The 24,992-nt window shown below is 52.3% G+C and carries 23 protein-coding genes; 8 read left to right on the forward strand and 15 right to left on the reverse strand.

Annotation, left to right across the window (positions count from 1 at the left end):
- Positions 1–88 precede the first annotated feature (88 nt).
- The 3 genes from EVJ26_RS02605 to EVJ26_RS02615 are packed head-to-tail and all read right to left on the reverse strand — an operon-like array spanning position 89 to position 1,768.
- Positions 89–676, reverse strand: a complete 588-nt coding sequence (locus EVJ26_RS02605) for an SCO family protein (RefSeq protein ID WP_131457530.1) — start codon at positions 674–676, stop codon at positions 89–91.
- A gap of 4 nt (positions 677–680) precedes the next feature.
- Positions 681–1,100, reverse strand: a complete 420-nt coding sequence (locus tag EVJ26_RS02610; RefSeq protein WP_131457532.1) for a disulfide oxidoreductase — start codon at positions 1,098–1,100, stop codon at positions 681–683.
- Positions 1,097–1,768, reverse strand: coding sequence for a DsbA family protein (locus EVJ26_RS02615; RefSeq protein ID WP_131468580.1), 672 nt, complete (start codon positions 1,766–1,768; stop codon positions 1,097–1,099). Before EVJ26_RS02615 ends, EVJ26_RS02610 begins: the two co-directional genes overlap by 4 nt.
- 154 nt (positions 1,769–1,922) lie before the next feature.
- On the opposite strand from EVJ26_RS02615, the gene EVJ26_RS02620 reads away from it, so the two are divergent.
- Entirely contained in the window at positions 1,923–3,521 is a 1,599-nt protein-coding gene (locus EVJ26_RS02620; RefSeq protein ID WP_131469681.1) for a diguanylate cyclase domain-containing protein, read from the forward strand.
- Between the two features lie 35 nt (positions 3,522–3,556).
- On the opposite strand, the gene odhB is transcribed toward EVJ26_RS02620, so the two are convergent.
- Together odhB and EVJ26_RS02630 are read right to left on the reverse strand one after the other, a co-directional pair.
- Positions 3,557–4,828: a 2-oxoglutarate dehydrogenase complex dihydrolipoyllysine-residue succinyltransferase gene (gene odhB, locus EVJ26_RS02625; RefSeq protein WP_131459110.1), complete on the reverse strand. Its 1,272-nt coding sequence runs from the start codon at positions 4,826–4,828 to the stop codon at positions 3,557–3,559.
- A gap of 18 nt (positions 4,829–4,846) precedes the next feature.
- Entirely contained in the window at positions 4,847–7,693 is a 2,847-nt protein-coding gene (locus tag EVJ26_RS02630; RefSeq protein WP_131469682.1) for a 2-oxoglutarate dehydrogenase E1 component, read from the reverse strand.
- A 334-nt stretch (positions 7,694–8,027) separates the two neighbouring features.
- Between EVJ26_RS02630 and EVJ26_RS02635 the strand changes: the two genes are divergently transcribed.
- The 4 genes from EVJ26_RS02635 to EVJ26_RS02650 all read left to right on the forward strand — a co-directional run bounded on the left by EVJ26_RS02635 (position 8,028) and on the right by EVJ26_RS02650 (position 11,001).
- A complete protein-coding gene (locus EVJ26_RS02635) occupies positions 8,028–8,960 on the forward strand; it encodes an ABC transporter ATP-binding protein (protein ID WP_131459108.1) in 933 nt (310 codons plus the stop codon).
- Entirely contained in the window at positions 8,938–9,675 is a 738-nt protein-coding gene (locus EVJ26_RS02640; RefSeq protein WP_131469683.1) for an ABC transporter permease, read from the forward strand. The genes EVJ26_RS02635 and EVJ26_RS02640 overlap by 23 nt, the downstream gene beginning before the upstream one ends.
- Positions 9,676–9,799: 124 nt before the next feature.
- Positions 9,800–9,994, forward strand: a complete 195-nt coding sequence (locus tag EVJ26_RS02645) for a hypothetical protein (RefSeq protein ID WP_236634115.1) — start codon at positions 9,800–9,802, stop codon at positions 9,992–9,994.
- A 56-nt stretch (positions 9,995–10,050) separates the two neighbouring features.
- Complete coding sequence (locus EVJ26_RS02650) at positions 10,051–11,001, forward strand: arsenic resistance protein (RefSeq protein ID WP_236635486.1); 951 nt, start codon at positions 10,051–10,053, stop codon at positions 10,999–11,001.
- On the opposite strand, the gene EVJ26_RS02655 is transcribed toward EVJ26_RS02650, so the two are convergent.
- The 7 genes from EVJ26_RS02655 to EVJ26_RS02685 form a co-directional block, all read right to left on the reverse strand.
- Positions 10,998–12,245, reverse strand: a complete 1,248-nt coding sequence (locus EVJ26_RS02655; protein WP_201738316.1) for an MFS transporter — start codon at positions 12,243–12,245, stop codon at positions 10,998–11,000. The genes EVJ26_RS02650 and EVJ26_RS02655 overlap by 4 nt on opposite strands.
- Positions 12,246–12,478: 233 nt before the next feature.
- Positions 12,479–13,093, reverse strand: coding sequence for a class I SAM-dependent methyltransferase (locus tag EVJ26_RS02660; RefSeq protein WP_131443508.1), 615 nt, complete (start codon positions 13,091–13,093; stop codon positions 12,479–12,481).
- A 58-nt stretch (positions 13,094–13,151) separates the two neighbouring features.
- Positions 13,152–13,565 carry a universal stress protein gene (locus EVJ26_RS02665; protein WP_131443509.1) on the reverse strand — a complete coding sequence of 138 codons (414 nt, stop codon included), beginning with the start codon at positions 13,563–13,565 and terminating at the stop codon, positions 13,152–13,154.
- A 15-nt stretch (positions 13,566–13,580) separates the two neighbouring features.
- Complete coding sequence (locus EVJ26_RS02670; RefSeq protein WP_131469685.1) at positions 13,581–15,062, reverse strand: SulP family inorganic anion transporter; 1,482 nt, start codon at positions 15,060–15,062, stop codon at positions 13,581–13,583.
- A 400-nt stretch (positions 15,063–15,462) separates the two neighbouring features.
- Positions 15,463–17,370: an LTA synthase family protein gene (locus EVJ26_RS02675; protein WP_131469686.1), complete on the reverse strand. Its 1,908-nt coding sequence runs from the start codon at positions 17,368–17,370 to the stop codon at positions 15,463–15,465.
- 206 nt (positions 17,371–17,576) lie between these two features.
- Entirely contained in the window at positions 17,577–18,356 is a 780-nt protein-coding gene (locus tag EVJ26_RS02680) for a sulfite exporter TauE/SafE family protein (protein ID WP_016508199.1), read from the reverse strand.
- Between the two features lie 41 nt (positions 18,357–18,397).
- Complete coding sequence (locus EVJ26_RS02685) at positions 18,398–18,769, reverse strand: rhodanese-like domain-containing protein (RefSeq protein WP_236634116.1); 372 nt, start codon at positions 18,767–18,769, stop codon at positions 18,398–18,400.
- 114 nt (positions 18,770–18,883) lie between these two features.
- Between EVJ26_RS02685 and EVJ26_RS02690 the strand changes: the two genes are divergently transcribed.
- The 3 genes from EVJ26_RS02690 (at position 18,884) to EVJ26_RS02700 (ending at position 21,836) form a co-directional block, all read left to right on the forward strand.
- Complete coding sequence (locus EVJ26_RS02690) at positions 18,884–19,180, forward strand: rhodanese-like domain-containing protein (RefSeq protein WP_131458982.1); 297 nt, start codon at positions 18,884–18,886, stop codon at positions 19,178–19,180.
- Between the two features lie 67 nt (positions 19,181–19,247).
- Positions 19,248–20,648 (forward strand): MBL fold metallo-hydrolase, encoded by a 1,401-nt coding sequence (locus tag EVJ26_RS02695; RefSeq protein ID WP_131469687.1) that lies wholly within the window; start codon positions 19,248–19,250, stop codon positions 20,646–20,648.
- Positions 20,649–20,711: 63 nt separating this feature from the next.
- Entirely contained in the window at positions 20,712–21,836 is a 1,125-nt protein-coding gene (locus EVJ26_RS02700; RefSeq protein ID WP_131469688.1) for a TlpA disulfide reductase family protein, read from the forward strand.
- A gap of 80 nt (positions 21,837–21,916) precedes the next feature.
- Here EVJ26_RS02700 and nfsA read toward each other — a convergent pair whose 3' ends face one another.
- The 3 genes from nfsA to EVJ26_RS02715 all read right to left on the reverse strand — a co-directional run bounded on the left by nfsA (position 21,917) and on the right by EVJ26_RS02715 (position 24,979).
- Complete coding sequence (gene nfsA / locus EVJ26_RS02705) at positions 21,917–22,666, reverse strand: oxygen-insensitive NADPH nitroreductase (protein ID WP_131469689.1); 750 nt, start codon at positions 22,664–22,666, stop codon at positions 21,917–21,919.
- A gap of 142 nt (positions 22,667–22,808) precedes the next feature.
- Positions 22,809–24,278, reverse strand: coding sequence for a catalase (locus EVJ26_RS02710; RefSeq protein WP_131469690.1), 1,470 nt, complete (start codon positions 24,276–24,278; stop codon positions 22,809–22,811).
- Between the two features lie 113 nt (positions 24,279–24,391).
- Positions 24,392–24,979: a DUF2238 domain-containing protein gene (locus tag EVJ26_RS02715; protein WP_131458976.1), complete on the reverse strand. Its 588-nt coding sequence runs from the start codon at positions 24,977–24,979 to the stop codon at positions 24,392–24,394.
- Positions 24,980–24,992: the final 13 nt, after the last annotated feature.

The raw sequence follows: 24,992 nt of genomic DNA on the forward strand, positions 1-24,992 counted from the left end.
ATATCCTCTCCTCTACTGTTTATTATACGGCAACATGCCGGATTCCCCTGTTTTTAAATACGCAAAAAAGGACGACATCGCGTCGCCCTCAAGATTTCTGTAAAATTTTAATATCGTTGACGATCTCCTCGATCGGCACGTCTTGGAACCCTTGGTACGCCTTGATGATTTTCCCGTCTTGGTCGACGAGATAGAACCATGTCGCGTGATCGACTTGCGTGCCTTCGTCGGGCTTGCGGACGAGCGCCTTGAAGTTCTGTTGCGCGAACGCCTCGATCTCGTCTTGCGAATAGCCGGTCAAGAACTGCCAGTCGGCTTGCGCCAAGTCGTACCCGGACATGAACTGTTTAATCTTATCCGGTGTGTCGACGGTCGGGTCGACGCTGAACGACACGAACTGGACGTCCTCGACGCCTTCTTCGATGAGCGCTTCATTCAACTTCGTCATGTTGTACGTCATCGGCGGACAGACGGTCTCACAGTTCGTGAACACGAAGTCGGCCATCCACACTTTCCCTTTCAAGTCGTCGAGACTGACCATCTCCTCGTCCTGGTTCATATAGTCGAACGATTCGATCTCCCAGTTGAGCGGGTCTTCGATCTCATTGCCGCAAGCGGCGAGCACAGTGAGTAAACTCATAAGCCCGATCAGCATCCATTTTTTCAAACGTTCCATCCCCTTACTTGTCCGTTTTTGTGTTGAGCAATAATAGCGTGATGAGTGTGAACGCCGTGAGCGCGAGGAACGGGATCGTCACGAAGCCGAACCAGTTGATGTACTGCACGTTACACGGCACGCCTTCGACACACGGTTTGATGTCGGCAAAACCGGGTACTTTTTGCACGAGATAATGGTAAAGTGAAATCATACCGCCGACGATTGCTAGCGGTAATACATATTTCTTCACTTGACGATCGTTCGTGAATACAGCCATACCGAGCACGAAGACGAGTGGGTACATAAAGATACGTTGGACCCAGCACAGTTCGCACGGGACGAACTCGCGGATCTCACTGAAGTATAAACTGCCGAGCGTCGCCGTGAGCGCGACGAGCCAAGCAAGATACAAGCCGTAGCGGCTCAGGAACGACTGATTCATGGCGCCCCTTGTTCAATCAACCGTTCAATCGCCTTATAGTCGAACGGGTCTTCTAGCATGACGCCGTTGATCATGATCGACGGCGTGAACTGGACCCCGTATTCTTTGACGAGTCCGTCATCTAGACTCACCTGTTCGAGCACGCTCGAGTTTTCACTCAAGTCGTCTTCAAACTTCGCCATGTCGACCGACGTCGTCTCGCCTGCGATCTGCTTCAATCGCTCGACCGTGACCCATGCCTCGTCGTGCTGCTGGCTCGCCGGTTGCGCGTCATAGAGTGCCTTATGAAAGTCCCAGAACGCATCCGGGTCTTGCTTATAGACCGATTCTGAAGCGAGTGACGCCAAAATCGACTCTTGTCCGTGGAACAAGACGTTGATATAGCTGAAGCTCGCGTCGCCCGTATCGACATAGTCCGCCTTTAGTTGCGGATAGATCGTCTCGCCCCATTGTTTACAAGACGGACATTTGTAGTCCCCAAACTCGACGATCGAGACCGGTGCGTCCGCTTCCCCGAGCGTCGGTTGCCCGTCCGTCGGCACGTGCTCGCTCGTAGCCGGCGCTGCCGTCTCTGCCTGCTCGGCCGGGCGGTTCAAGAGAACGACCACGACCGCGATGAGTGCGACCGCGATGAGCGTCCCGACGACCAATGCTTGATTTTGTTTCATTCGTCTCACCTCTATTTTTATCGATTCGTCTTTCATTATAGCGAAAGCGCTATCCGATTCCACGAAATCGACTTGTCTTTTTACCGACTTCGCTTCAAGTCGTCCATATTTTGACGATGAATAAAGTGAATGTTTATTGTAGGAGGAACTATTTATGAAATCGTTCTCGATGCGCCTCGGGTTAATCTTGGCACTCAGCATTGCCAGTCTCGTCTTTATTCTAACACTCGCCTTAACGTATACGATCAGCGAGCGTTCAGCCGCGTCGCTTGAACAAGAGATCGGGGAACGTCTGTCGACGACATCGCACCAGCTCGTCGATAAGCTCGACTTCTATATGTGGTCGCGCTACCAGGAAGTCCAATTGCTCCAAGGACTCGACGCCTTGAACGAACCGCGCGAAAGCCGGGCCCTTCTCGATGAGGTCCAAACGAATATCCCTGCTTTCTCGTGGATGGGGGTGACCGATGCATCTGGGACTGTCACCGCCTCGACGGACGGGATTTTAGAAGGGATATCGATCGCCGAACGTCCGGTCTTCTCGGAAGCGCAACAACAACCGTTCATCGGGGACGTCCACGAGGCCGTCCTCCTCGCTGAAAAGCTCCCGAATCCAAGTGGAGAACCTCTCCAATTCGTCGACATCAGCGTCCCGATCGTACGCGACGGTGAATTCAAAGGTGTCTTGGCGACCCACCTGAGCTGGGAGTGGGGAGAAGAAGTGCTCCAACACTTTAACCGCACGTTGCACCATCACTCGGACTATACCGACATGCTCGTCGTCAGCGGGCGTGACAACACCGTGCTGCTCGGTCCCGATCATCTGGTCGGGACACCGCTCCCGACGACGCTCGAAGACGGCTGGCACGTCGAGACGTGGGAAGATGGAAAGTCATACTTGACCGGTGTCGCGATCGGTGAAGGTTATGATGACTACGCCGGTCTCGGCTGGAGTGTCGTCGTCCGGCAACCGGTCGACGTGGCGTTCGCCCCCGTCACGTCGCTGCAAAACAACATCTTATGGATCGGGCTCATCGCCTCGGTCGTGACCGCCCTGCTCGGTTGGCTGCTCGCCTTGTTCGTGACGCGGCCATTGCAAAAAATCACCGAGACGGCGACGCTCATGAAGCAAGGGAAAGTGAAGACGTTCCCGCATCAATCCGGCATCCATGAAATCGAGTCGCTCGCGTTCGCCCTTGAGTCACTCGTCACGTCGCTGACCCATTCAGAGACCGAACGGGTCCGCTTCGAATCACTCGCCAACCACGATGTATTGACCGGTCTCGCTAACCGGACGGCGCTCCGTCAGTACTTGAATGACGCACAACTGACAACGAACGACTATATCTGCTTCTATATCGACCTTGACGGCTTTAAAGCGATCAACGACACGTTCGGGCACGCGTCGGGCGACGAAGTGTTAGTCGAGATCGCCGAACGGTTGAAGCAACTGCCTCTCGAAGGGCTGTACCCGGTCAGATTGAGCGGAGATGAGTTCTTCGTTCTGTTCGAACGAAACAATCGAAGTGACCGCGACGTCCAGCAAATTGGTGAAGACGCCATCGCCGCGTTGTCCGCGCCCGTATCGTTTGACGGCGGGACGGCTACTGTCGGTGTGAGTATCGGCGCTGCGCTCTGGCGTTCGAACACGCCGCCGCATCTCACCGTCGAACGGGCCGACCAAGCACTTTATCGCTCGAAAGCGAGCGGCAAGAACCAAATCACGCTCGATGAATCGCTCGTACTCACATAAAAGATCCATGTCGCATCGGCGACATGGATCTTTGTTTACGCTTCGAACAACAATTGTTCTGGATCTTCGATCATATCTTTAATGTGTTTGAGGAACGTCACGGCCTCACGCCCATCGACGATGCGGTGGTCGTATGAGAGGGCGACGTACATCATCGGACGGTTCTCAATCGTCTCGGCGTCGATCGCGATCGGACGAAGTTGGATCGTGTGCATTCCGAGAATCGCGACTTGCGGTCCGTTCAAGATCGGTGTCGATAAGAGTGAACCGAACACGCCGCCGTTCGTGATCGTGAACGTGCCGCCAGTCAGGTCGCTAAGCCCGAGCTTATTGTTGCGGGCCTTGTCGGCGAGATGGATGATATCCTTCTCGATCTCGCCAAAGTTTTTACGGTCCGCTTCCCGGACGACCGGGACGACGAGTCCGTCCGGTGCCGATACGGCGATGCCGATGTCGTAATATTTCTTCAAGACGATCTCGTTGCCTTGAATCTCAGCGTTCAGATACGGCATCCGTTTCAGAGCCGCGACGGCCGCTTTCGTGAAGAACGACATGAATCCGAGTTTGACGTCGTTATCTTTAATGAATTTCTCTTGGCGACGTTTCCGGAGCGCCATGACCGCCGTCATATCGATCTCGTTGAACGTCGTGAGCATCGCCGCCGTCTGTTGGACTTCGACGAGACGGCTCGCGATCGTTTGACGACGACGCGTCATCTTGATGCGCTCTTCGTCTTTGCCGCTCGCGACCGGTTGTGGTGCCGCAACCGGTGCTTTCGGTGCTTCTGGCTTTGGAGCCGGTGTTGCGTTGTGGTTCGACACGTCATGGACGTTGATGCGGCCGATCGGGTCGTTCGTCTGAACGGCCGAGAGGTCGATCCCGCGCTCACGAGCGAGCTTACGTGCCGCCGGTGTAGCGATCGGGCCTTTACCTGGGCTTGCCACGTGCTCTTCACGACGCTCGACTTTTTTCGCTTCGCCGACTTCTTCTGTTTTCGTCTCGGCTGGAGCCGGAGCAGCTTCTGTCGCTGCTTCCGTCTTCGTCTTCGTCGCGACGGCCGTGCCGCCGGCTGAACCTGAACTTAAGCGGGCGATGACTTGACCGACTTGGACCGTGTCGCCTTCCCCGGCGAGTTGTTCTTCCAACGTTCCCGACTCATCGGACGGCACTTCGATGTTGACTTTGTCTGTCTCGAGCTCGACGATGGCCTCCCCTTTTTCAACGTGGTCGCCTGGCTGCTTGAGCCAAGACGCGACCGTTCCTTCCGTAATGGACTCTGCTAATTCCGGTACTTTAATTTCGATCACAATGAGTTCCCCCTTAACTTATTTACGATCTTTTTGGTATGTGCTCGCTCCAGCCGCACTTGAGACGGCGTCACGGGATAAGGCTTCACGGATGATGCGTGCTTGTTCTTGTTTGTGTGCTGTCGGATTTCCTTCAGCCGGGCTCGACCGGCGACGGCGGCCGATGTAACGGACGTTCAGACGGTTCGATGTCACCGCTTCAAGACGCGGCTCGATGTATGTCCAAGCTCCCATGTTTTTCGGTTCTTCTTGTACCCAGACGATCTCTTTGGCGTTCGGGTAGCGACTGATGACGTCGCGAATCTCACGGACCGGGAACGGATAGATTTCTTCGACGCGGATGATGTGGAGGAAGTCGAGTGACTCCTCTGACTTCATCGTCGCTTCTTGCAGATCGATCGCCATCTTCCCTGAACAGAAGACGAGCCGTTCGACTTTGTCCGGCTGTTCGCCGAGACCTGTTTGTTCGACGATCGGACAGAAGCTGCCATCTGACAACTCTTCGACCGTTGAGGCTGCAAGCGGATGACGAAGCAGGCTCTTCGGTGTCATGATGATCATCGGTCGGATTTGCTCAGTACCAAGCATCTTCGCCTGACGACGCAAGATGTGGAAGTATTGGGCAGCCGTCGACAAATTAGCGACCGTCCAGTTCTTTTCACCGGCGAGCGTCAAATAACGTTCCATCCGCGCGCTCGAGTGCTCCGGACCTTGTCCTTCGTAACCGTGCGGCAACAGCATGACGAGACCCGATTTTTGACCCCATTTCGCACGACCGGCCGAGATGAACTGGTCGAACATGACTTGGGCCGAGTTGGCAAAGTCACCGTACTGCGCTTCCCACAACACGAGCGTATCTTGTGCGAACACGTTATAGCCGTATTCAAAGCCGAGCACCGAGCCTTCCGAGAGCGGGCTGTTGTGCACCGTGAACGAGGCTTTCGCCGTCGACAACTCGTGGAGCGGCGAGAACTTCTTACCGGTCTCGGCGTCGTTCAACATGATGTTACGCTGCGCGAACGTCCCACGCTCTGAATCTTGACCGCTTAAACGGATCGGTGTCCCGTCCGAGATGATCGAGGCGTAGGCGAGTGTCTCGGCATGGCCCCAGTCGATTTTGCCGTTGTCCCCGAACGCGTCACGACGACGGTCGAGTACTTTTTGGAGCTTATGGAACACGCCGAACCCTTCAGGCCAGACGAGAAGCTCATCGTTCAACTGTTGCAACAAGTCGCGTTCGACTGCCGTATCGACGTAAGGGAATCCTTTATAGACTGCTTCCGGCAAGACGATGTCCGCATCTTCTTCCTCAGCCGGGACGAGGTCGCGCGCTGACTTCAAGCGATCTTCAATCGATTGTTCGATCGTCGCTTTGTCTTCTTTCGTCATGACGCCTTCTGCTTCGAGAAGATCGGCATAGACGTGACGGACCGATTGATGTTCTTTGATTGCTTTGTATAGAACCGGGTTCGTGTTCATCGGTTCATCCATCTCGTTGTGTCCATAGCGGCGGTAGCCGACCAAGTCGACAAGGATGTCTTTATGGAACTTGGCACGGTATTCGCTGCACAATTTCGCGACGGCGACACACGCTTCCGGGTCGTCGGCGTTGACGTGGAAGACCGGGATCTCGTAGCCTTTGGCGATATCACTCGCATAACGTGTCGAGCGCGAGTCGCTCGGGTCCGTCGTGAAGCCGATCGTATTGTTGGCGATGACGTGGACGGTGCCGCCTGTGCGGTAGCCCGTCAAGTTCGTCATGTTGAGCGTCTCGGCGACGATGCCTTGGCCTGGGAACGCGGCGTCCCCGTGGATCAAGATCGAAGCAGCCTTGTCATCGTGTTGGACCGGCATCCCTTTTGCAGAGCGGTCGTCTTGCGCGGCACGCGTGTAACCTTCGACAATCGAGCCGACGAATTCAAGGTGGCTCGGGTTGTTGGCGAGGTTCAAGCGGACTTCTTTCTTCTCATCTAACACGCGGCGGTCGAGTCCAAGATGGTATTTCACGTCGCCCGACCAGCCGAAGTTGATGCCGATCGAACCTTCTGACGGAATGAGTTCTTTGTTCGGTGCGTGCTGGAACTCGGCAAAGATCATTTCATACGGTTTACCGAGCACATGGGCGAGGACGTTCAAACGTCCACGGTGTGCCATCCCGATGTTGATGTGTTCTGAACCGCTCGAGATGAGCCGTCCGACCATCGCGTCAAGGAGCGGGACCATGCTGTCGAGTCCTTCGATCGAGAAACGTTTTTGTCCGACGTACGTCTTATGAAGGAACGATTCGAACAGTTCCGTCTCGGCTAAGCGCTCGAACAATTCGAGTCTTTCTTCTTTTGAATACGCGGCTTTCAATGCGCCTTGCTCGATGCGGCGGCGAATCCAGCGCTTCTCCTCCATATCATCCAAGTGGCGCAACTCGATGGCGACCGTCCCTGTATAGACGTCGAGTAAATGACGGACGAGTTCAAGTGCGTTCGCGCCGGGCTTCGGTACGTCTTCTGACAGCAAGTGTGCCGGGATCTGCTCGAGGTCTGACTCGTTCAACCCGTAACGGTCGAACACAAACAACCCGTGCTCACGCGGATGGTCCTTGAGCGGATAAATATCAGCCGCTTTATGACCGAGCGCCCGGATATCGTTGACGAGCCGAGTCGCCGCCACGATTTTCTCCAAATCAAATGAAGCGACCGGTGCAACCGGTACCGCTTGTTCGGGTGAACCGTTCTCATCAAAGTAACGACGCGTCTCCGCATCGACCGATTCTCTGTCTTCCAAATATTGCTCATACAATTCAACGATGTAGCCTAAGTTTGGACCATAAAATGTTTGCGATTGCTCGCGACCGTTCGACGACTCTCCCATTGAATAAATCCCCCTGTCCGTTCCTATGCGCCCGATGTGTGAACGCTTTCATTTTTTAAGGCCGCACGAATCAGTTCATCCATCTGATTCAGGCCGTGAAAAGAGCCAAATCTTGCCTCTTACTCTCTTCTTCATACTACACCTTTCCAGGTCGAAAGACCCTTTCAAATTCACAATTCGTCCATACTAATTCAATAAGTTTTCCTTATCGACTAATTGTGAAACTTGCTCTTTGATTCAATTGTTTCAAAAAAAGGTGAAACCTTCTTTCAGTCTTGTCGTATACAATGTTAGCAAGATTGGAAACAAATCTCAAAGAAAGCAAGGTGACAACATGTTATCCGTCCAAAATGTCCACAAAAAACTGGGCCAGACGAACGTTCTGACCAACGTCAGCTTCGAAGTCACGCCCGGCGAAATCTTTGGCTTCCTCGGTCCGAACGGTGCCGGAAAGACGACGACGATCCGTATCATCACTGGTCTAATGCCGGCAACGCACGGTAAAGTGACAGTCGACGGGTTCGACGTATCGACCGACCGCCAAGAGGCGCTCAGTCGCATCGGGGCCATCGTCGAAAACCCGGCGTTCTACCCTTACTTAACCGGTCGAGAAAACTTGATCCACGCCAAGAACTTGATCCCCAATTTGAAAAAAGTCGACTTGAACGCCCTCGGGGCACTCGTCGGGCTCGAATCGAAGCTCGACATGAAAGTCAAACAGTACTCGCTCGGGATGAAGCAACGTCTCGGGATCGCCCGTGCGCTCCTCCACAACCCGAAAGTGCTCATTCTCGATGAGCCGACGAACGGGCTCGACCCGGCCGGCATCGCCGACCTGCGCAACTACTTACGGCATCTCGCCGAGCACCGCGGCATCGCCATCTTGATCTCAAGCCACTTACTTAGTGAGATGGAACAAATCACGGACCGGTTCGCGATCATCGACCACGGTCAAATCAAGTCGGTCCAAGACGGGACGACGCGTGAAGAAGGCGTCATTCTTTGTAAAGTGTCACGCGAGCAGATGAACGAGGCGCTCGACGCGGCCGCCATGATTTTTGACGATGTGAAGATCGTTCAGCAATCGGCAGAGACGTTCCTCGTCCCCCGCCCTGAGACGGATATCCCGGTTCTGTTGAAACGACTCATCAATCAAGACATCAACGTCTTCCAAATCGGGATGAAATACGAGACGCTCGAGGACCAGTTCCTCAAAGTGACGAAGAAAGAAGGAGGAACGAACAATGCGTTCATTACTAGCCAATGAGTTTATGAAATGGCGGCGCACGATCAAGCCGCTGATCGCCCTCGGCATGTATACCGGGGTCATCATTTTGACGTACGTCATCGTCACGAGTGGAAACGAGTCGGGAGATGCGACAACGTTCGTCAACTATGCAACGATGGCCGCGATGACGTTCCTCGGCATCTTCACGATCGTGTTCACCGCTGAAATGATCGGGAACGAGTTAAAGTTCGATACATTAAAACACTTGCTCATGAGTCCGTACTCCCGTGACCGAATCTTGCTGTCGAAACTCGTTGCCGCAATCCTGATCATGCTCGCCCAGTTCGTGTTCATCCTTGCCGTGACGTATGGCTTCGCTTTGACGCTTGACGGGAACTTGACGTTCGAACAGTTCCGTAACGTCCTACTCAGCGTGTCGAGCGGCGTGTTCGTCATCTTCTTGACGCTCATGTTCTCGGTCGTCTTCAAATCGGTCGGTGTCGTCATCGGTTTTACAGTGCTCGCGAACTTCGTCTCAACGATGATCGGCGGCCTCCTCATCGCATGGAAGCCGGCCATTGCTAAGTGGATCGTCTTTTTGCACACGGACTTGTCTATCTATTACCAAAGCCCAGGCTTCATGGAGACGATGGACGTGACGATTTGGTTCTCAGCGTTTTACGTGTTGATCCACATCATCGCCTTCTATATCATCACGGCGTTCATGTTCCGCAGCAAGACGTTCGCGGAATGACCTGCCCCTCTCTATGAACGTGACAAAACCTCTGACTGTCGGACACACAATCCCAACATTTCAGAGGTTTTTTTGTTTGACGATACGGTATTCTAGGTATAGAAACGTTAAAGGAAGTGGTATGATGTATCTCACAATCGGATTATCGCTAGTCGTCTGCTTGATCGCCCTCGTCTTCACGATCATGGTCGGTCTCGGAAAAGACAAATCAGACTATAGCCAAAAGAAAAGCTGGTCGCTGGTGTCTTGGACGTATATCGTCCTATTTCCGGTCTCATTCGTGGCGCTCGGACTGTTATACTATTTCATCGCTCGATGACTCGTTCATCGGGTTTTTTTGTGGTACGTTTTTGCTAATGGAAAAGAGGTGGCCCTTTGAGTCGATTCGAGAAATTATACCCCATATTCATACTTCTATCTGTTGTGACTGGTCTCGCGTTCGGGACGATCGAGACGCTGCGTCGAATCGCGGACGGTGCGATCGTACCGTTACTTATGGCGATGCTGTTCTTTACGTTCATTCAAATCCCGTTCGCCCAAATCCGGCATTCGTTTTCAAACCGCACGTTCACGATCACGAGTCTCGTCCTCAACTTCGTTTGGACGCCCGTTTTCGCGTTTGCACTCGCGAGCGTCTTCTTGTCCGACCACCCGGCGCTTTGGATCGGATTCATCATGCTCATGGTCACGCCATGCACCGATTGGTATATCGTCTTCACCGGTCTCGCGAAAGGCGACGTCGTCGCTTCGCTCAGCATCTTGCCGCTCAACCTTGTACTTCAACTCGCGCTGTTACCGGTCTATCTTTATGTTTTGACAGGGACGTCGAGCGTGATCTCAGTTTCGGTGTTCCTACATAGTCTAGCCGCTTTAGCGATCCCGCTCGGCTCAGCGATTGGACTGAGGTACTTTCTCGCCAAGTCGAACCAGTTGCAGCGGCTCGAGAGCGTCAGCTTATGGCCGATCATCTTGTTAAGTCTAGCCGTCATGTCGATCTTTGCCTCACAAGGGCGGCTCTTGATCGAGCACGTCTCGATCCTCGGATTGTTAATTGCACCGTTGCTGTTATTTTTCATCGTCAATTTTGTCATAAGCCGCCGTGTCGGCAAGAAACTGTTGCGTGAAGACGCGGCTGTGACGAGTCTACAAATGACGACGCTCGCGCGGAATTCACCGATCGCGCTCGCCATCGCGACGACCGCATTCCCGAACGAGCCGCTCATTGCCCTCGTCTTGGTCATCGGGCCGTTAATCGAATTGCCGGTGCTCGTCGCCGCTTCCTTCGTGATAAGGCGACTAAACCGAGCCGAACGTCGACTCGGTTAGCGCACGAGCGTCGGTTTGACCGCGAACGAGGCGGCGAGGATGCCGATGACCGGGAAGACGAGCGAATACCAAATGATCGACTCGTAGTTGCCGAACAAGTCGTAGGCGATCCCGAACGGCAACGGTCCCACCGCCGAGCCAAGTACCATGACCGACGTCGCCAGCCCGCTGATGCTACCGAGCGCGGCCCGACCGAAGTAGTACGGCCAAACATAGTTCAAAGCGATGCGCTCAAAGCCGTTGCTGATGCCCCAGATCACCCCGAACAGAATCGCGATTGAGAACGTCGACGTATATTGCAGAATGATCATGAAGATGATCTCGGTCACGAAGATGCCAATCAATACATAATTGATTTTCACGACATCGATGAGCCGTCCCGCGATGAACGTCGCCGGGAAACCGAGAACCGCCATCAAGCTCAAGACGAGTGCGGCCGTCGCTGGTGGTAGGCTCTGCTCTTCAAAGATTGAGATCAAGTGGAACGTGATCGCCGTGTTGACGAGCGCCGGGATACCGATGCACGACAAAATCAGCCAAAATGCGCGTGTCTTGAGCGCTTCTTGGAACGTGAAATCGACATCGATATGAACCGGTGTCGTTGTCGATTTGTTGCTCGGATGAGGGTTCGTCCCTCCGTCCGGCAACAGTCCGATGTCTTCTGGGCGGTTGCGGACGAAACGATAAGCGAGCGGTGTGAACAAGACGAGCACGAGCAGTCCCCACACTTGCCACGTCGTTTGCCAACCGATCAAACCGACGAGCCAGACGTTGAGCGGCGGAAAGACGGCGGCACTTAAAAACCCACCGATTGCCATATAGCTGAGCGCCTGGCCACGCTTCGTGATGAACCATTGTGGGACGAGCGTATTCGGGACGAGCGTCATCGACCCTTGTCCGAATAGACGGAGCATCCAGATGCCGAAGAAGAGCATCGTCAAGTTCGTGACGTAACTGTTGAACAGACAAGCCGCCGCCAGCAATATCGAGGCGATGACCATCATCGCCCGTTGCCCGAAACGGTCGATCAACCGACCGACGAAAAATAAACAGGCGGCCGACGCGAGCGTCGCGGCCGAATAAACGCTCGATACTTCAGAGCGCGACCAGCCGAAGTCGGTTATGTATTGGTCGATAAAAACGGAGATAAAGTACGTCTGACCGGGACCCGAGAAAAATACACCGAGGCCCGCGATCATGACCATATACCATCCGTAGTAGGATGGTTTTCGAAGACCTTTCATGTTTTCTGCCCCTTTCGTTATGTAAAACAAAGCGTTCAATCCTCATCTTACAAGAATTGAACGTTTTTTTCTGCGTTTTATTTTTTTCTTTCCGCTCGCTTGGCAAACCGGACATTCCTTAACGAACGGAAATCCTTTCATGATGGGAACGGTCCCGACCCCATCGCACTCGGGACAAATGATTTTCACACTCATCTCATCACCTCCTGCTTGGCCTCATCAACACGTTCACATCATTTAATAGCGACGGCAATTCCAATCGGATAATGTACTGCTTCTCGTTTCGGTTCGATCAGCACACCACGTTGGTAATAAAAATCTGTCGAACTGAATGACGTGAAAAGCGCCTTAAACTCTTGATCGGTAAATTGATGAACGTGGAACGGTTCGTTCGTCGGTTTACCGATGCCTTGACCGAACGGCGTCGACAAGACGAGCATGCCACCCGGCTTTAACAATTCTGAAACGTTCGCCATGAACCCTGCAAAGTCTTCAACGTGTTCGATTGTCTCAAAACTGACGATACAGTCGAACGTGCCGAGTTGATCTGGTAGCGTCCGGTCGAGCACGTCTCCGACGATATACTTCACTTTCGGGTGAAAATAACGACCTTGCGCATATCGAATCGCATCTTCTGAAATATCGAGCGCGACGACCTCAGCGACCGATTTTTTTTGTATCTTTGCAATCAATTGACTGCCAAACCCGCTCCCGCTCGCAAAATCGAGCACACGTCCTTCGAGAAACAACGCGGCGAACTGATAGCGGGCGATATGTTCGAGCAACATGCCGTTCATCGGGTTCATTTGATCTGGGATGACCCGCTCTCCCGTATAATCTAATGTCATAAGCTCCTCCTTTTTTTCACACAGCAAAAGCGCCACGAAAGTTTCGTGGCGCTGTCTGTTAACGAACGATGATCACAGGTGACAACGATCGTTTAGCAAGCTTGTGGCTGACACTGCCCAATACGAACTCCTGGAACGTATTGAGACCGCGCGAGCCGACGACCACGAATTCAAACGGTTCATGGTTGGCGTAGTTGACGAGTTCAACGTCAGGTTCGCCGCGGAGTTCGATATACTCGTACGAAACGCCCGCTTCGGTGATCGCATCGAAAAACACTTGAAGACGTTGTTTCCGTCTCACTTCAAGATCGATTTTACCCGTCGATTGAAGGGCGCTTTCTTTTGATTCTTTCGGTGACACGACATGGACGACATCGATTGAAGATGATGTCACTTTGGCGAGTTCGACCGCTTTTTGGGTGGCACGCATCGAATGGTCTGAACCATCAATCGCTAGAAAGATTTTACTCATTGTAAGTTCCCCCTTTTAGTGGCCGACGTTCGCATCTTGTTGACGAAGATGGAGCGCCAGCGTGTTCAACAGCTTCTCTGAATCTTTGTTCAAGTTTAACAGTTCTGGTTCGATTCCGACCGTCCGATATTTGAAGACGACTTTATCGATGGCCCCGATGGCCGAATCGTCCCAAAGATGGGTGTTGGCGAAGTCGATACTGACTTGTTTCACGTCTGCTTCGACATCCTCTTCGACATCGAACTGGTTGACAAAGTCAGACGTAGACGCGAAGAATAATTGTCCGTTCACTTCATAGTGAGCACGGTGTCCGTCTTGGTGGCGCTTCAGCTCGACACGCGAAATTTTCGCAGCGAAGATGACGGCGGCCGTCACGATCCCGACAATGACACCGATCGACAAGTCGTGCGTGAGCACGGTCGCGAGTACCGTCGTGACCATGACGAGCGAATCGGTCTTTTGACCTGTCTTGAGCGTTTTGAGTGAGCCCCAGTCGAACGTCGCATAGGCGACGAAGAACATGACACCGACGAGCGCCCCGACTGGAATCAGCATTAAAATGTTACTCATCGTCATGATCATGATGAGGAGCGCAAGTCCTGCCGAGAACGTCGACAAGCGACCCCGTGCTCCAGACGAGACGTTGATGACCGATTGTCCGATCATCGCACATCCTGGCATCGCACCGAAGAAACCAGCGATGATGTTGGCGATCCCTTGACCTTTTGATTCACGGTTCTTATTCGAATCTGTACCCGTCATGTCATCGACGATTTGAGCCGTCAATAGCGACTCAATCAAACCGACAAAGGCGAGCGAGAACGAATAAGGCAAGATGATCATAAGTGTCTCGAGTGTGAGCGGGAGGTCCGGCAAGAGGAACATCGGCAGCGTTGCCGTGATCGTCCCCATATCTCCGATCGTTTTCGTCTCAAGTCCCATAAAGAACACGAGCAACGTCATCGCCACGATGGCGACAAGCGGCGCCGGGATTGCTGACGTGATGCGCGGGAAAACAAGGATGATCGCAAGCGATGCTGCAACGATGGCCCACATGATCCACGTCTCGCCTCCAAATTGCGGAAGCTGGGCTTGGAAGATCAAAATGGCAAGGGCGTTAACGAAGCCGACCATAACCGCACGCGGGATGAACTTCATTAAACGAGCTATACCAAGAAAACCAAGCACGATCTGGATCACACCAGCTAGTATCCCTGCAGCGAGCAAGTACTGAAGTCCATAATCTTTTACGAGATCGACGACAAGGAGTACCATCGCGCCCGTCGCGGCCGAAATCATCGCGGGGCGTCCTCCCGTAATCGAAATGACCATCGCGATGATAAAGGACGCATATAGTCCTACCATCGGATTTAATCCAGCGATCAGTGAGAAGGCGATTGCCTCCGGAATGAGTGCAAGGGCCACAACGATCCCTGCCATCACTTCAGCACGGGGATTCCCGAGCCATTCTTGTTTTACCGTATTCAATTTTTCCAAATGAACACACCTCTCTATAAAAATTTTTAAATTGATTTCTGACTCTCACAGAAATCAACTTAATCAAATTATAGAAGCCGTATTCACAGTTCGTTCATAACTTCACAACAACTCAGATATTACCCGAGAATGAGCACGATGGCAACCGATGAGCCTCAACTTTTTCCGAGCTATCTGCGAGCGGATTCGTTCATTTTTATAAGGATATAACGACACACCTCGTTCTCTCTCTTCACGTCCCCTCGCTGCTCCGACTTCGTATCCCCCTTTACACCAGCCATGTAATCGCTTACCTCACCTACCCTGATTTTCACCATAGTCGATCCGATTTCGCCGCCGATTTATTTTTCAGACAACAAAAAAGAGAGAAAAGATTTTTAAAATCTTTTCTCTCGAGTGTTTAGTTATTTTCTTTAAAGCGGAGCAAGTCCGAATAGATGATCTTATCGTTCATCTCAAGTACTTTGTTCGCCTCGTCTTCAAGTGGTGTACATACTTTCGCGTCATCGACGACTTCTCCTGTCTCGGCGTCATAACACGTTGACTGGGTGAACAAATAGTCGCTTGTCACGATTGTACCGTCACGGAAGATGGCGCGATCGTTGCGCTCTGGCGCGAACAAGTCGTTCCCGAACCCGATTTGATCAGACGTATCGAACCCGAGCAAATGCTGAATCGTCGGGTTCATATCGACGTGGCTCCCAATCGTCTCGTGGACTTCACCTTTGTCTTGACCAGGCAAGTGAATCGCGAACGGGACTGACTGAAGTTTTGCCACGTCATATGGCGTCAACTCGTCTTTTCCGAGCAAGTCGGCCATGGCAGCGTTATGGTTCGTCGAGATGCCGTTATGGTCACCGTAAACGACGAAGATCGTATCGTCCCATGTCCCGTTCTTTTTCAACTCATCAATGAACAAACCGAGGGCGTAGTCTTGATACGCGAGCGCTTGCGGGAAGTTATTGAGCGTCGTCGAGTTCGTCTCGAATTTCGGGACGAGTTCATGGTCCGCACTCGGCATCGTGAACGGGAAATGGTTCGTCAGCGTGATGAACTTCGCGAAGTAAGGTTCCGGCAGTTCTTCAAGCATCGGTACCGACTGTAAGAAGAACTCATCGTCGAGGAGACCCCATTCCGTCATGTTGGCCGGGTCGCCTAAATCGTAGCTCTTCTCATCAAAGAACTCATCGACTCCGATGTTTTGATACATCTGGTCACGGTTCCAGAACGATTTGTTGTTGGCGTGGAACACCGCCGAATAGTAGTTGTCTTCTTTGATGACACCAGGAAGCGCATCATATTCGTTGTCGGCGTTCGTGAAGTAGACGCCGCCACGCGACAATCCGTACAGCGAGTTGTCGAGCGCGAACTCAGAGTCCGACGTCTTCCCTTGACCGGTCGTATGGTAATAGTTCGGCCAGAAGTGAGACTCGTCGATCAACTTGTTCAAGTTCGGCGTGATGTACTCGCCGTTCGAAGCTTTCATATTGTGCGTAAAGCTCTGTGTCGATTCGAGCGAGATGGCGATGACGTTCTTGCCTTTATACTTCCCGAACATGTCCGGGTCCGGCGCCGCATAGTTCTGACGCGTATAGTTCTCGACTTCATCGAGCTCAGAACCGTCCGCGAGCGCTTTTTGCGCCGATGTCTTCGTTTGAAGCATCGCGTCATAGACGTGGAAGTTGAACGTGCCTAAGTTTTTAACAAGCAGTTCACGGTCGAACGAACGCGTCAACAGTTCTGGGCGCTCTGTCTCTGCAAGGACAAGGTTAAAGCCGAACACGGCGGCAGCCGCACCGAACGTGAGCAACACGCGGCGTTGTGACGCTTTGCCCGTCTCTTTTATTTTCCAGAGCAAGAACGGAAGCACGACGAGATCTCCTAACAGAAGCAAGTCTTTCCATTCAAGCAACGACAGGAATGACGATGATAACGTCTCTAGGTTCGACGATTGGAACAATAACGGCACAGTCAAGAAGTCAGTGAACTCACGGTAGTAGGTTGTATCCGCAAACAAGATGAGCGAGGATACCGTGTAAAGACCGTATAGCGCCCACTTCCGTTTATTGCCTCCGAAGAAGAAACTAAAGGCAAACAAGAACAACGTGAAACTTAACGGGTTGATGAACAGAATGAACGCTTGGACCGCGTTCTCAGGTGGCATGTTAAAGAAGAACTGATACGCAATCAGTGACTTCGTCCATAACAGGATCGTAAATATCCAAAACAGGCGATGCGTCCGGAACGAGTCGCTTGCCGCGTGACGGAACCGCTCTAATTTCCCGTTCGATTGATTCGTGTGATTCATTCAAACACTCCTTAGGTCATTTTCATATGGTAAGTTAGTGCGTCGACTAACAAACGTACAGACGTATAAAGAGTATTTTAACGTTCTTTTGAACTTAATTCAACTTTTTGACGTTTACAATGCTACATAAACTTAACAATTTCATTGCAATCTTCATCTAAAAAAGGCTATCGAGTGAACTCGATAGCCTTTGAAACACGATTCATTTAGCCGATGATGTCCATCCAGATCTTGACCGTACTCGCTAAAATGAGCAACGCCAAAATCATCTGGAGCGACTTCGTCTTCATGTTTTTCCCGATGTTCGCCCCGATCGGTGCCGCAATCAAACTCGCGATAATCATGACGAAAGCCGGTTCCCAAACGATTTGGTCGGTGATGATCTTACCGGCTGTCGACCCGATCGATGAGATGAACGTGATCGCAAGCGAACTCGCGATCGCCATCTTCGTCGGGATACGGAGCACGACGAGCATGATTGGCATCAAGATGAATGCTCCGGCCGCCCCGACGATCCCGGCTGCGATCCCGACGATAAACGCCGAACTGGCCGCGATCAGTTTATTGAACGTGACTTGGTCGAGCGGCAAGTCTTCGACGTTCGCTTTCGGCAAGAACATCATGATCGTCGCAATCGTCGCGAGGACCGCATAGACGACGTTGATCAAGTTCTCCGACAACAGCGTCGAGCCGTAGCCCCCGATGAAACTTCCGATCAAGACGGCGACACCCATATACAGGATGAGTTGTTTATTCAAATAGCCGCCTTTACGATATGCGTAAATCCCACCGATCGTCGCGAAGAACACTTGAATCGCGCTGATCCCAGATACTTCGTGCGCGCTGAACGCCGCGAAGCCAAGAAGCGGCGGAATGTACAACAACATCGGATATTTGATGATTGACCCGCCGATCCCGACCATCCCTGAGATGAATGATCCGATAAAGCCAATCAAAAAGATTGTGATGATAAACTCTAACTCCATACTAGCTCCTCCAGTTTCCTACCCTATTAGATAAGTAAGTTTTATCTCTGTTCCCAAGCGATCATACCACCTGAGACGTCATAAATTTCCGTATAACCTCGATCCTGCAACAACTCGGCCGCCTGGGCGCTTCGATTGCCACTGCGGCAAATGATATAGATCGGTTCATCTTTCGCATAAGGTAATTCGGTTTCATTTAATGAAGAAAGTGGTGCGTTCACCGCTCCTTCGATATGCCCCCCCTCGTATTCATCTAGTTCACGGACGTCCAACAAGGTTATTTCTTCGTTTTCCAATCTGTTTTGTAGTGTTTCGACGTCGATTTGGGTGATTCTATCCTCTTTCGAAGTGAAAACCACGATTCCGACAGTCACAATCACTAAAACCGATAAGATGATCGTTAATTTACGCAATTTTTGACCTCCAATTCTTTTCCTTGCATTGAGTATACCTTAGGGGGTATATTAAAAACAACGAAAGTTACTCACTTTAAACATAACTTGATTAGAAAAGGGGATTAATACCACATGAAGACGATTACGACGACTGAATTAGAAACATTGCTAAGCACGGATGAAACGCTCAACTTGATCGACGTACGTGAAACGGACGAATTTGCAGGCGGACATATCAAACAAGCAAAAAACGTACCGTTGTCTGAGTTCAGTGCGAAAGTCGATGAGCTCGACCGCACGAAACCGATTCATGTCATCTGTGCGGCAGGCGGACGCAGCATGAACGCGTCAGCTTACCTCGACTCACTCGGCTTTGACGTCATCAACGTCGACGGCGGCATGATGAGCTGGACAGGCGAAACGGTTTAATCACTTCTTAATATAAAGCAGCACAACAACTAACGTTTACAGTCAACTATTCTAGGGGGTATATCATATGTTATTACGTTATTTCTATGATCAAAAATTAGCACAGGCATCTTACATGGTCGGTTGCCAAATGACTGGCGAAGCGGTCGTCATCGACCCGGCCCGCAACATCACACCGTACTTGCAAGAAGCTGAAAAAGAAGGCATGACGATCGTCGCGACGGCTGAGACACACATCCACGCCGACTTCGTCTCAGGTTCGCTCGAACTTGCGAAACGCACTGGCTCGACAGCCTACTTGTCAGATGAAGGTGACGCGTCATGGAAATACGCGTTCGCGAAAGACATCGACTCGAAACTCGTCAAAGACGGCGACACGTTCAAAGTCGGTAACGTCACGCTCGAAGTCATGCACACACCAGGCCACACACCGGAACACATCTCGTTCTTGCTCTATGACCGCAACCAAACGCAACCGATGGGTATTTTCACAGGCGACTTCGTCTTCGTCGGCGATATCGGACGCCCTGACCTGCTCGAAGAAGCGGCCGGCGTGAAAGGAACGACGGCCATCGGTGCCGAGCAAATGTTCCACTCGCTTAACAAGTTCAAGGCTCTCCCTGACTTCGTTCAAGTCTGGCCTGGTCACGGTGCCGGCAGCGCTTGCGGGAAAGCGCTCGGCGCGATCCCAACGTCAACGGTCGGTTATGAGAAAGCGACGAACTGGGCGCTCCAAATGACGGACAAAGACGCATTCATCAAAGAGTTGACGACGGACCAACCAGAACCGCCGAACTACTTCGCGATGATGAAAAAAGTGAACAAAGAAGGCATCCAAGTGACGAACGAGATCGCTCGTCCAGAAGTCGTCGGCACGGACCGTCTCGACACACTCGTCGAAGCGACGCAAGTCGTCGACACACGTAAAGGCGAAGACTTCGCGCAAGGTCACGTCCCTGGGACGATCAACATCCCTTACAACACGAAATTCGTCTCATGGGCCGGCTGGCTCGTGAACTTCGACAAAGACATCACGCTCATCGCGAGCGCGGAAGACGTCGAAGAAGTGCAAACAGACCTTCAATCAATCGGTCTTGACCGCCTCCGCTTCATCGTCCCTGTCGAAGAGCTCGGCCAAGAACTGTTGACGGAAACGTACACGGACGTGACGGCTGAACAAGCGATCGAATCAGCTGAAAAGAACGACGTGTTCGTCCTCGACGTCCGCAATGCGACAGAATGGAACGCGAGTCACTATGAGAAAGCAGAGCGTATCTTGCTCGGTAAACTCATGCGTGACCATGATGGTCTACCGACAGACAAGACGATTGCCATCCACTGTGCGTCAGGCGTCCGTTCACGTATGGCCGCGAGCGTCCTTCAATCACTCGGCTACAAGGATATTCAAAACGTTCTCGGTGGTTATGCCGCGATGAAGACCGTCCTCAACGCAGAACAAATCGGCTAATGCTATACTAAAAACAAAGAAAGCGCCCACTCGTTTGGGCGCTTTTTCTCTAGGAGGGATATCGTGATTGCAATCGGTCCACTGAACGTCCGACTCGACCTGCTCGTCTTCATGGTCAGTCTGCTCGTTCTCTACATCGGCTTCAAAAAAATCGGATTAACGGAAAAAGACCGCGACGCCGTCCTCGGGACGTGGTTCGCCGGGTTTCTCGCCTGGAAACTGAGCGCCATCATCATCGGCCTCACCTCGACCGGTAGTTTGGCGCTATCGCTGTACGCGACGGGCGGTATCTGGTCGATCCTCGTCGCCATTGCAACGATCGGATTTTTCGTCTTCCGGCTTGCTCCCGGGCTTCGGGGCTATTGGCTATTTTCAGCCCTACTTTTATGGTTCGGTGTGACGATCGTCGTGCCGAAGTACGGAACGCTCCCGTTTATCGCGACCGCTCAACCGCTCCATCTGTACACTGCCCTGCTCATCGCAGGCTTAATCGTTGTGACGTGGCGCTGGATGCGCTCGCCATCGGTCGGTGCCTTGCTATGGACGACGGTCGGTGCGTTTGCTATCTGGCTCGTGAGCACGTATGCGACGACAACGGTGAATCTACTGTGGCTCATCCCGTTCGCAGCTTTAGTCGGACTCGCCGGGTACGTCGTCAAACCGTCACGCCGCATCGTCCAATCCAGTCTCGGTGTCCTCGTCGCGTTCGCGATCATCAACGCGAGCTTACCGGACGAGACACCAACGCTCGTTGCCGATTCGTCTCAAGCGGCAGGACTGAACATCGGTCAAGTTCCGCCTAACTTTGAATTGAAACGAACGGACGGGACGACACTTAACTTAGAAGACTTACGCGGAGAGCGTGTCGTCGTCAACTTTTGGGCGTCTTGGTGCCCGCCGTGCCGGGCTGAGATGCCAGACATGGCCAAGTTTGCCCGCGAGCAAGATGATGTGACGATCGTTGCCGTCAACACGACGACGAGTGAACGTGACGTCGACGAGGCGCGGTCGTTCGTCGCGCCTTATGAAGACGCGTTCCAAGTCGTCTACGATGAGGACGGTGCCGTCGGGAACGCCTACCGAATCCAAGCGATGCCGACGACGTATGTGCTCGATGAAAATGGTGTCATCGTCGCCAAACAGTTCGGTGCGATCGATAAAGCGTGGCTCGATACCAAAACCAACTAAAAACCGCCAGTTGAACTGAACCAAAAAAGTTGGACATGAAAATCCAACTTTTAATGGGGTAGTTCAAGCCGGCGGTTTTTTCATTGCTTCAAATAGCCTTGCGTCTTCAAAAAGTCTTTCACATCGAGCCGAGTCGGCTTCGACAACATCCGTCCCATCTGGCCCGTCCATGTATCGCTGCGTTGGTTCGATCCACGTGCCGCATAATAGTCGTGAATCGTCTGGTCGTAAGCTGTGAGCTCTTGCTTCAGTTGAATCGGATCAGCGTCGTACGTGTTCTCATGATAGATATGCTCGAGCGGAAGCCGCGGTTTTTGATCCTCGACGTGCGCCGGGACACCGACTGCGAGCCCGAACAGCGGCAACACCCGCTCCGGCAAACCGAGCAACTCTTTGACAGCCGACATATCGTTGCGGATCCCACCTATGTAACAAATGCCTAACCCCATCGATTCGGCAGCGACGACGGCGTTCTGTGACGCGAGCGTGGCGTCGATGACGGCGACGAGCAGTTTCTCATCGGTCTCGAGCGTCGGATTGACGGCGACATCTTGCAGTTCCCCGATCAGTTCGTGCCGGTAAAGGTCAGCACAAAAGACGAAGAAATGACCGTTGTCGACGACGTACTGCTGATTGCCAGCAATCTCGGCGAGGCGCGCCTTCTTCTCCGGGTCGGTCACGCCGATAATCGAATACGCCTGGATGAAGCTCGACGTCGAGGCGCGCTGGGCACTCTCGACGATGAGACGGATCTGTTCGTCGGTCAGCGTCTCGTCCGTGAACGAGCGGACGGAGCGGTGGTTCAGTAATGTCTCGATGATTTGATTCATGCAGCTTCCCCCTTTTTTCTTATCTTGGCATACGGAAAGACTCCCGACAATTTTGGAGGCTTTCACTCACGTTTTCACTTCGTAGAGTATCCACGGCAAACAAAAAACAGAGATACGATGAAGTATCTCTGTTGCGAATGATTTATTCTGTCACTTGACTCAAGAATGGTGTGATATCGACGTTCAACTCTTTCGACAGACGGTCCCCGAGGTCGCGGTCGGCACGGTAGAAGTTGCAGATCAAGAGAAGGACCGTCTTCTCATGACGGACTTCTTTAATGTGGGCGACCAAGTTACGCACGAGACCATCTTTCTCGTCTTGCGAGTAGCGGCGGTACACTTCGCCCGCTTGCCCGAAGTCGTTCGTCTTCTCGATTTTCTGACGACCCGTTACTCCCGAAATCGGTTGCTCGGTTTCGATATAAGCCGCATCCGGTTTCGGTGTGTCCTCGTAACGGTTCGGCTCGTAGTTGACCGGACTCGTCTGTTGTTTGAACGGCATCGCGCCATCACGCTGGTTGTTCGACACTTGTGCGAACGGGCAGTTGATCGGGAGTTGGAGATAGTTCGCCCCGATGCGGTAACGTTGCGTATCCGAGTATGAGAACAAACGGCCTTGCAGCATCTTGTCTTCCGACGGTTGAATCCCAGGGACGAGCACGCCCGGGTTGAACCCGACCGATTCCGTCTCGGCGAAGAAGTTGTCGACGTTCTTATTGAGCGTCATCGTGCCGACGAGTTGATACGGGATGACGTCTTCGAACCAGTCTTTCGTCGCATCGAGCGGGTCGAAGTCGAAGTTGTCCATATCGGCCGGATCGAGGATTTGGACGTAAAGGTCCCACTCCGGGAAGTCGCCTTCTTCGATCGCGTTGAACAAGTCGCGCGTCGCATGGTTGAAGTCTTCCGCTTGCACTTTCGCTGCTTCGTCCATCGACAAGTTTTTAATGCCTTGCTTCGGAACCCAACGGAGCTTTATGTACACCGTGTTCCCAAATTCATTTACCCATTTGAACGAATGGACCGATGAACCGCGCATGTGACGGTACGACGCCGGGATGCCTTCATCACTGAACAAGTGCACGAGCATGCTCGTCGATTCCGGTGTGAGCGACATGAAGTCGAAAAAACGGTCCGGGTCTTGAAGGTTCGTCCGTGGGTCCGGTTTGAGCGAGTGGATCACGTCTGGGAACTTGATCGCATCACGGATGAAGAAGACCGGCAAGTTGTTTCCGACGAAGTCATAGTTGCCTTCTTCGGTGTAGAACTTGACTGAGAATCCACGCGGGTCACGAAGCGTCTCCGGTGAACCGAGACCGTGGATGACCGTCGAGAAGCGGGCAAAAATTGGTGTTTCTTGGCCAACTTCTTGCAAGAACTTGGCTTTCGTATATCGTTTCATGCTATTTTTAACTTTGAAGACACCGTGTGCTCCGGCACCACGGGCATGAACGACCCGCTCCGGCACGCGCTCACGGTCAAAGTGGGCGAGTTTCTCAATTAGCTGATAATCTTCGAGAAGCGTTGGGCCGCGGCGGCCGGCTGTGATGGAGTTGGCGTTGTCCCCGATTGGAACGCCTTGGTTAGTAGTTAGATGACGATGTTGATCCATATTGTTGCCTCCTCTTAATAATCATTATTACTAAATTAATAATATTAAAAGATAATAATTATTACAAATAAAACGCTCGAGACGTCTCGAACGTTTTGTAAGCGCTATTATTTTCAGGTGGTTCCATTTTTCTTTTTAATCTGCTCTTTCCGATGGATTTCTGTCACCAATAAGGCAGCGATGATCCCACCGAGCGATCCGGCAATTATATCAACCATCGTGTCATCGTTCCCGTTCCCTTGCATCGTCGTCTGCAACACAATGTCTGACGTGAACTCATACATCTCCCATAACGCCGCGCCCGCCATCGAGAAGACGACGATGTAAACGAAGAGGAAGCGCTTCGGCATCTCGAGCCGTGTGTCTTCATCGAGACGACTAAAGAAGTCAAAACCAAGAAACGCCAAAAATACCCCGCTCAACACGTGCAAAAATGTGTCCCACCATCCGTTGCTGTATAATCCGACGATCGAACCCAAATATTGCGAGGCGAACAGGAAAATAATATAGGCGATTTTCATCTTGGCATCGAACTCGGTTTTAAACGCCTTCTCCAACATGAACGGAATCAGTCCCGAGACGATGCCCGCCCCGGCGACACTCGCGTTAAACCACGCTCCTTGAATGATGGACGTGATGAGAATAATCCCCATGAACAAGACGAATCCGAATTCTAACAGTCGTCCTCGTGTCAGCTTCATGATACGTGCCTTC

Source organism: Exiguobacterium sp. SH3S1, assembly GCF_004337105.1.
GTDB classification, from domain to species: Bacteria; Bacillota; Bacilli; order Exiguobacteriales; family Exiguobacteriaceae; genus Exiguobacterium; species Exiguobacterium aurantiacum_A.

Bases quoted from the DNA above. Each gene is read 5' to 3' on its own strand.
- EVJ26_RS02605 (WP_131457530.1), bottom strand. From the start codon at position 676: ATGGAACGTTTGAAAAAATGGATGCTGATCGGGCTTATGAGTTTACTC.
- EVJ26_RS02610 (WP_131457532.1), bottom strand. From the start codon at position 1,100: ATGAATCAGTCGTTCCTGAGCCGCTACGGCTTGTATCTTGCTTGGCTC.
- EVJ26_RS02615 (WP_131468580.1), bottom strand. From the start codon at position 1,768: ATGAAACAAAATCAAGCATTGGTCGTCGGGACGCTCATCGCGGTCGCA.
- EVJ26_RS02620 (WP_131469681.1), top strand. From the start codon at position 1,923: ATGAAATCGTTCTCGATGCGCCTCGGGTTAATCTTGGCACTCAGCATT.
- EVJ26_RS02630 (WP_131469682.1), bottom strand. From the start codon at position 7,693: ATGGGAGAGTCGTCGAACGGTCGCGAGCAATCGCAAACATTTTATGGT.
- EVJ26_RS02635 (WP_131459108.1), top strand. From the start codon at position 8,028: ATGTTATCCGTCCAAAATGTCCACAAAAAACTGGGCCAGACGAACGTT.
- EVJ26_RS02640 (WP_131469683.1), top strand. From the start codon at position 8,938: ATGCGTTCATTACTAGCCAATGAGTTTATGAAATGGCGGCGCACGATC.
- EVJ26_RS02645 (WP_236634115.1), top strand. From the start codon at position 9,800: ATGTATCTCACAATCGGATTATCGCTAGTCGTCTGCTTGATCGCCCTC.
- EVJ26_RS02655 (WP_201738316.1), bottom strand. From the start codon at position 12,245: ATGAAAGGTCTTCGAAAACCATCCTACTACGGATGGTATATGGTCATG.
- EVJ26_RS02660 (WP_131443508.1), bottom strand. From the start codon at position 13,093: ATGACATTAGATTATACGGGAGAGCGGGTCATCCCAGATCAAATGAAC.
- EVJ26_RS02665 (WP_131443509.1), bottom strand. From the start codon at position 13,565: ATGAGTAAAATCTTTCTAGCGATTGATGGTTCAGACCATTCGATGCGT.
- EVJ26_RS02675 (WP_131469686.1), bottom strand. From the start codon at position 17,370: ATGAATCACACGAATCAATCGAACGGGAAATTAGAGCGGTTCCGTCAC.
- EVJ26_RS02680 (WP_016508199.1), bottom strand. From the start codon at position 18,356: ATGGAGTTAGAGTTTATCATCACAATCTTTTTGATTGGCTTTATCGGA.
- EVJ26_RS02690 (WP_131458982.1), top strand. From the start codon at position 18,884: ATGAAGACGATTACGACGACTGAATTAGAAACATTGCTAAGCACGGAT.
- EVJ26_RS02695 (WP_131469687.1), top strand. From the start codon at position 19,248: ATGTTATTACGTTATTTCTATGATCAAAAATTAGCACAGGCATCTTAC.
- nfsA (WP_131469689.1), bottom strand. From the start codon at position 22,666: ATGAATCAAATCATCGAGACATTACTGAACCACCGCTCCGTCCGCTCG.
- EVJ26_RS02710 (WP_131469690.1), bottom strand. From the start codon at position 24,278: ATGGATCAACATCGTCATCTAACTACTAACCAAGGCGTTCCAATCGGG.
- EVJ26_RS02715 (WP_131458976.1), bottom strand. From the start codon at position 24,979: ATGAAGCTGACACGAGGACGACTGTTAGAATTCGGATTCGTCTTGTTC.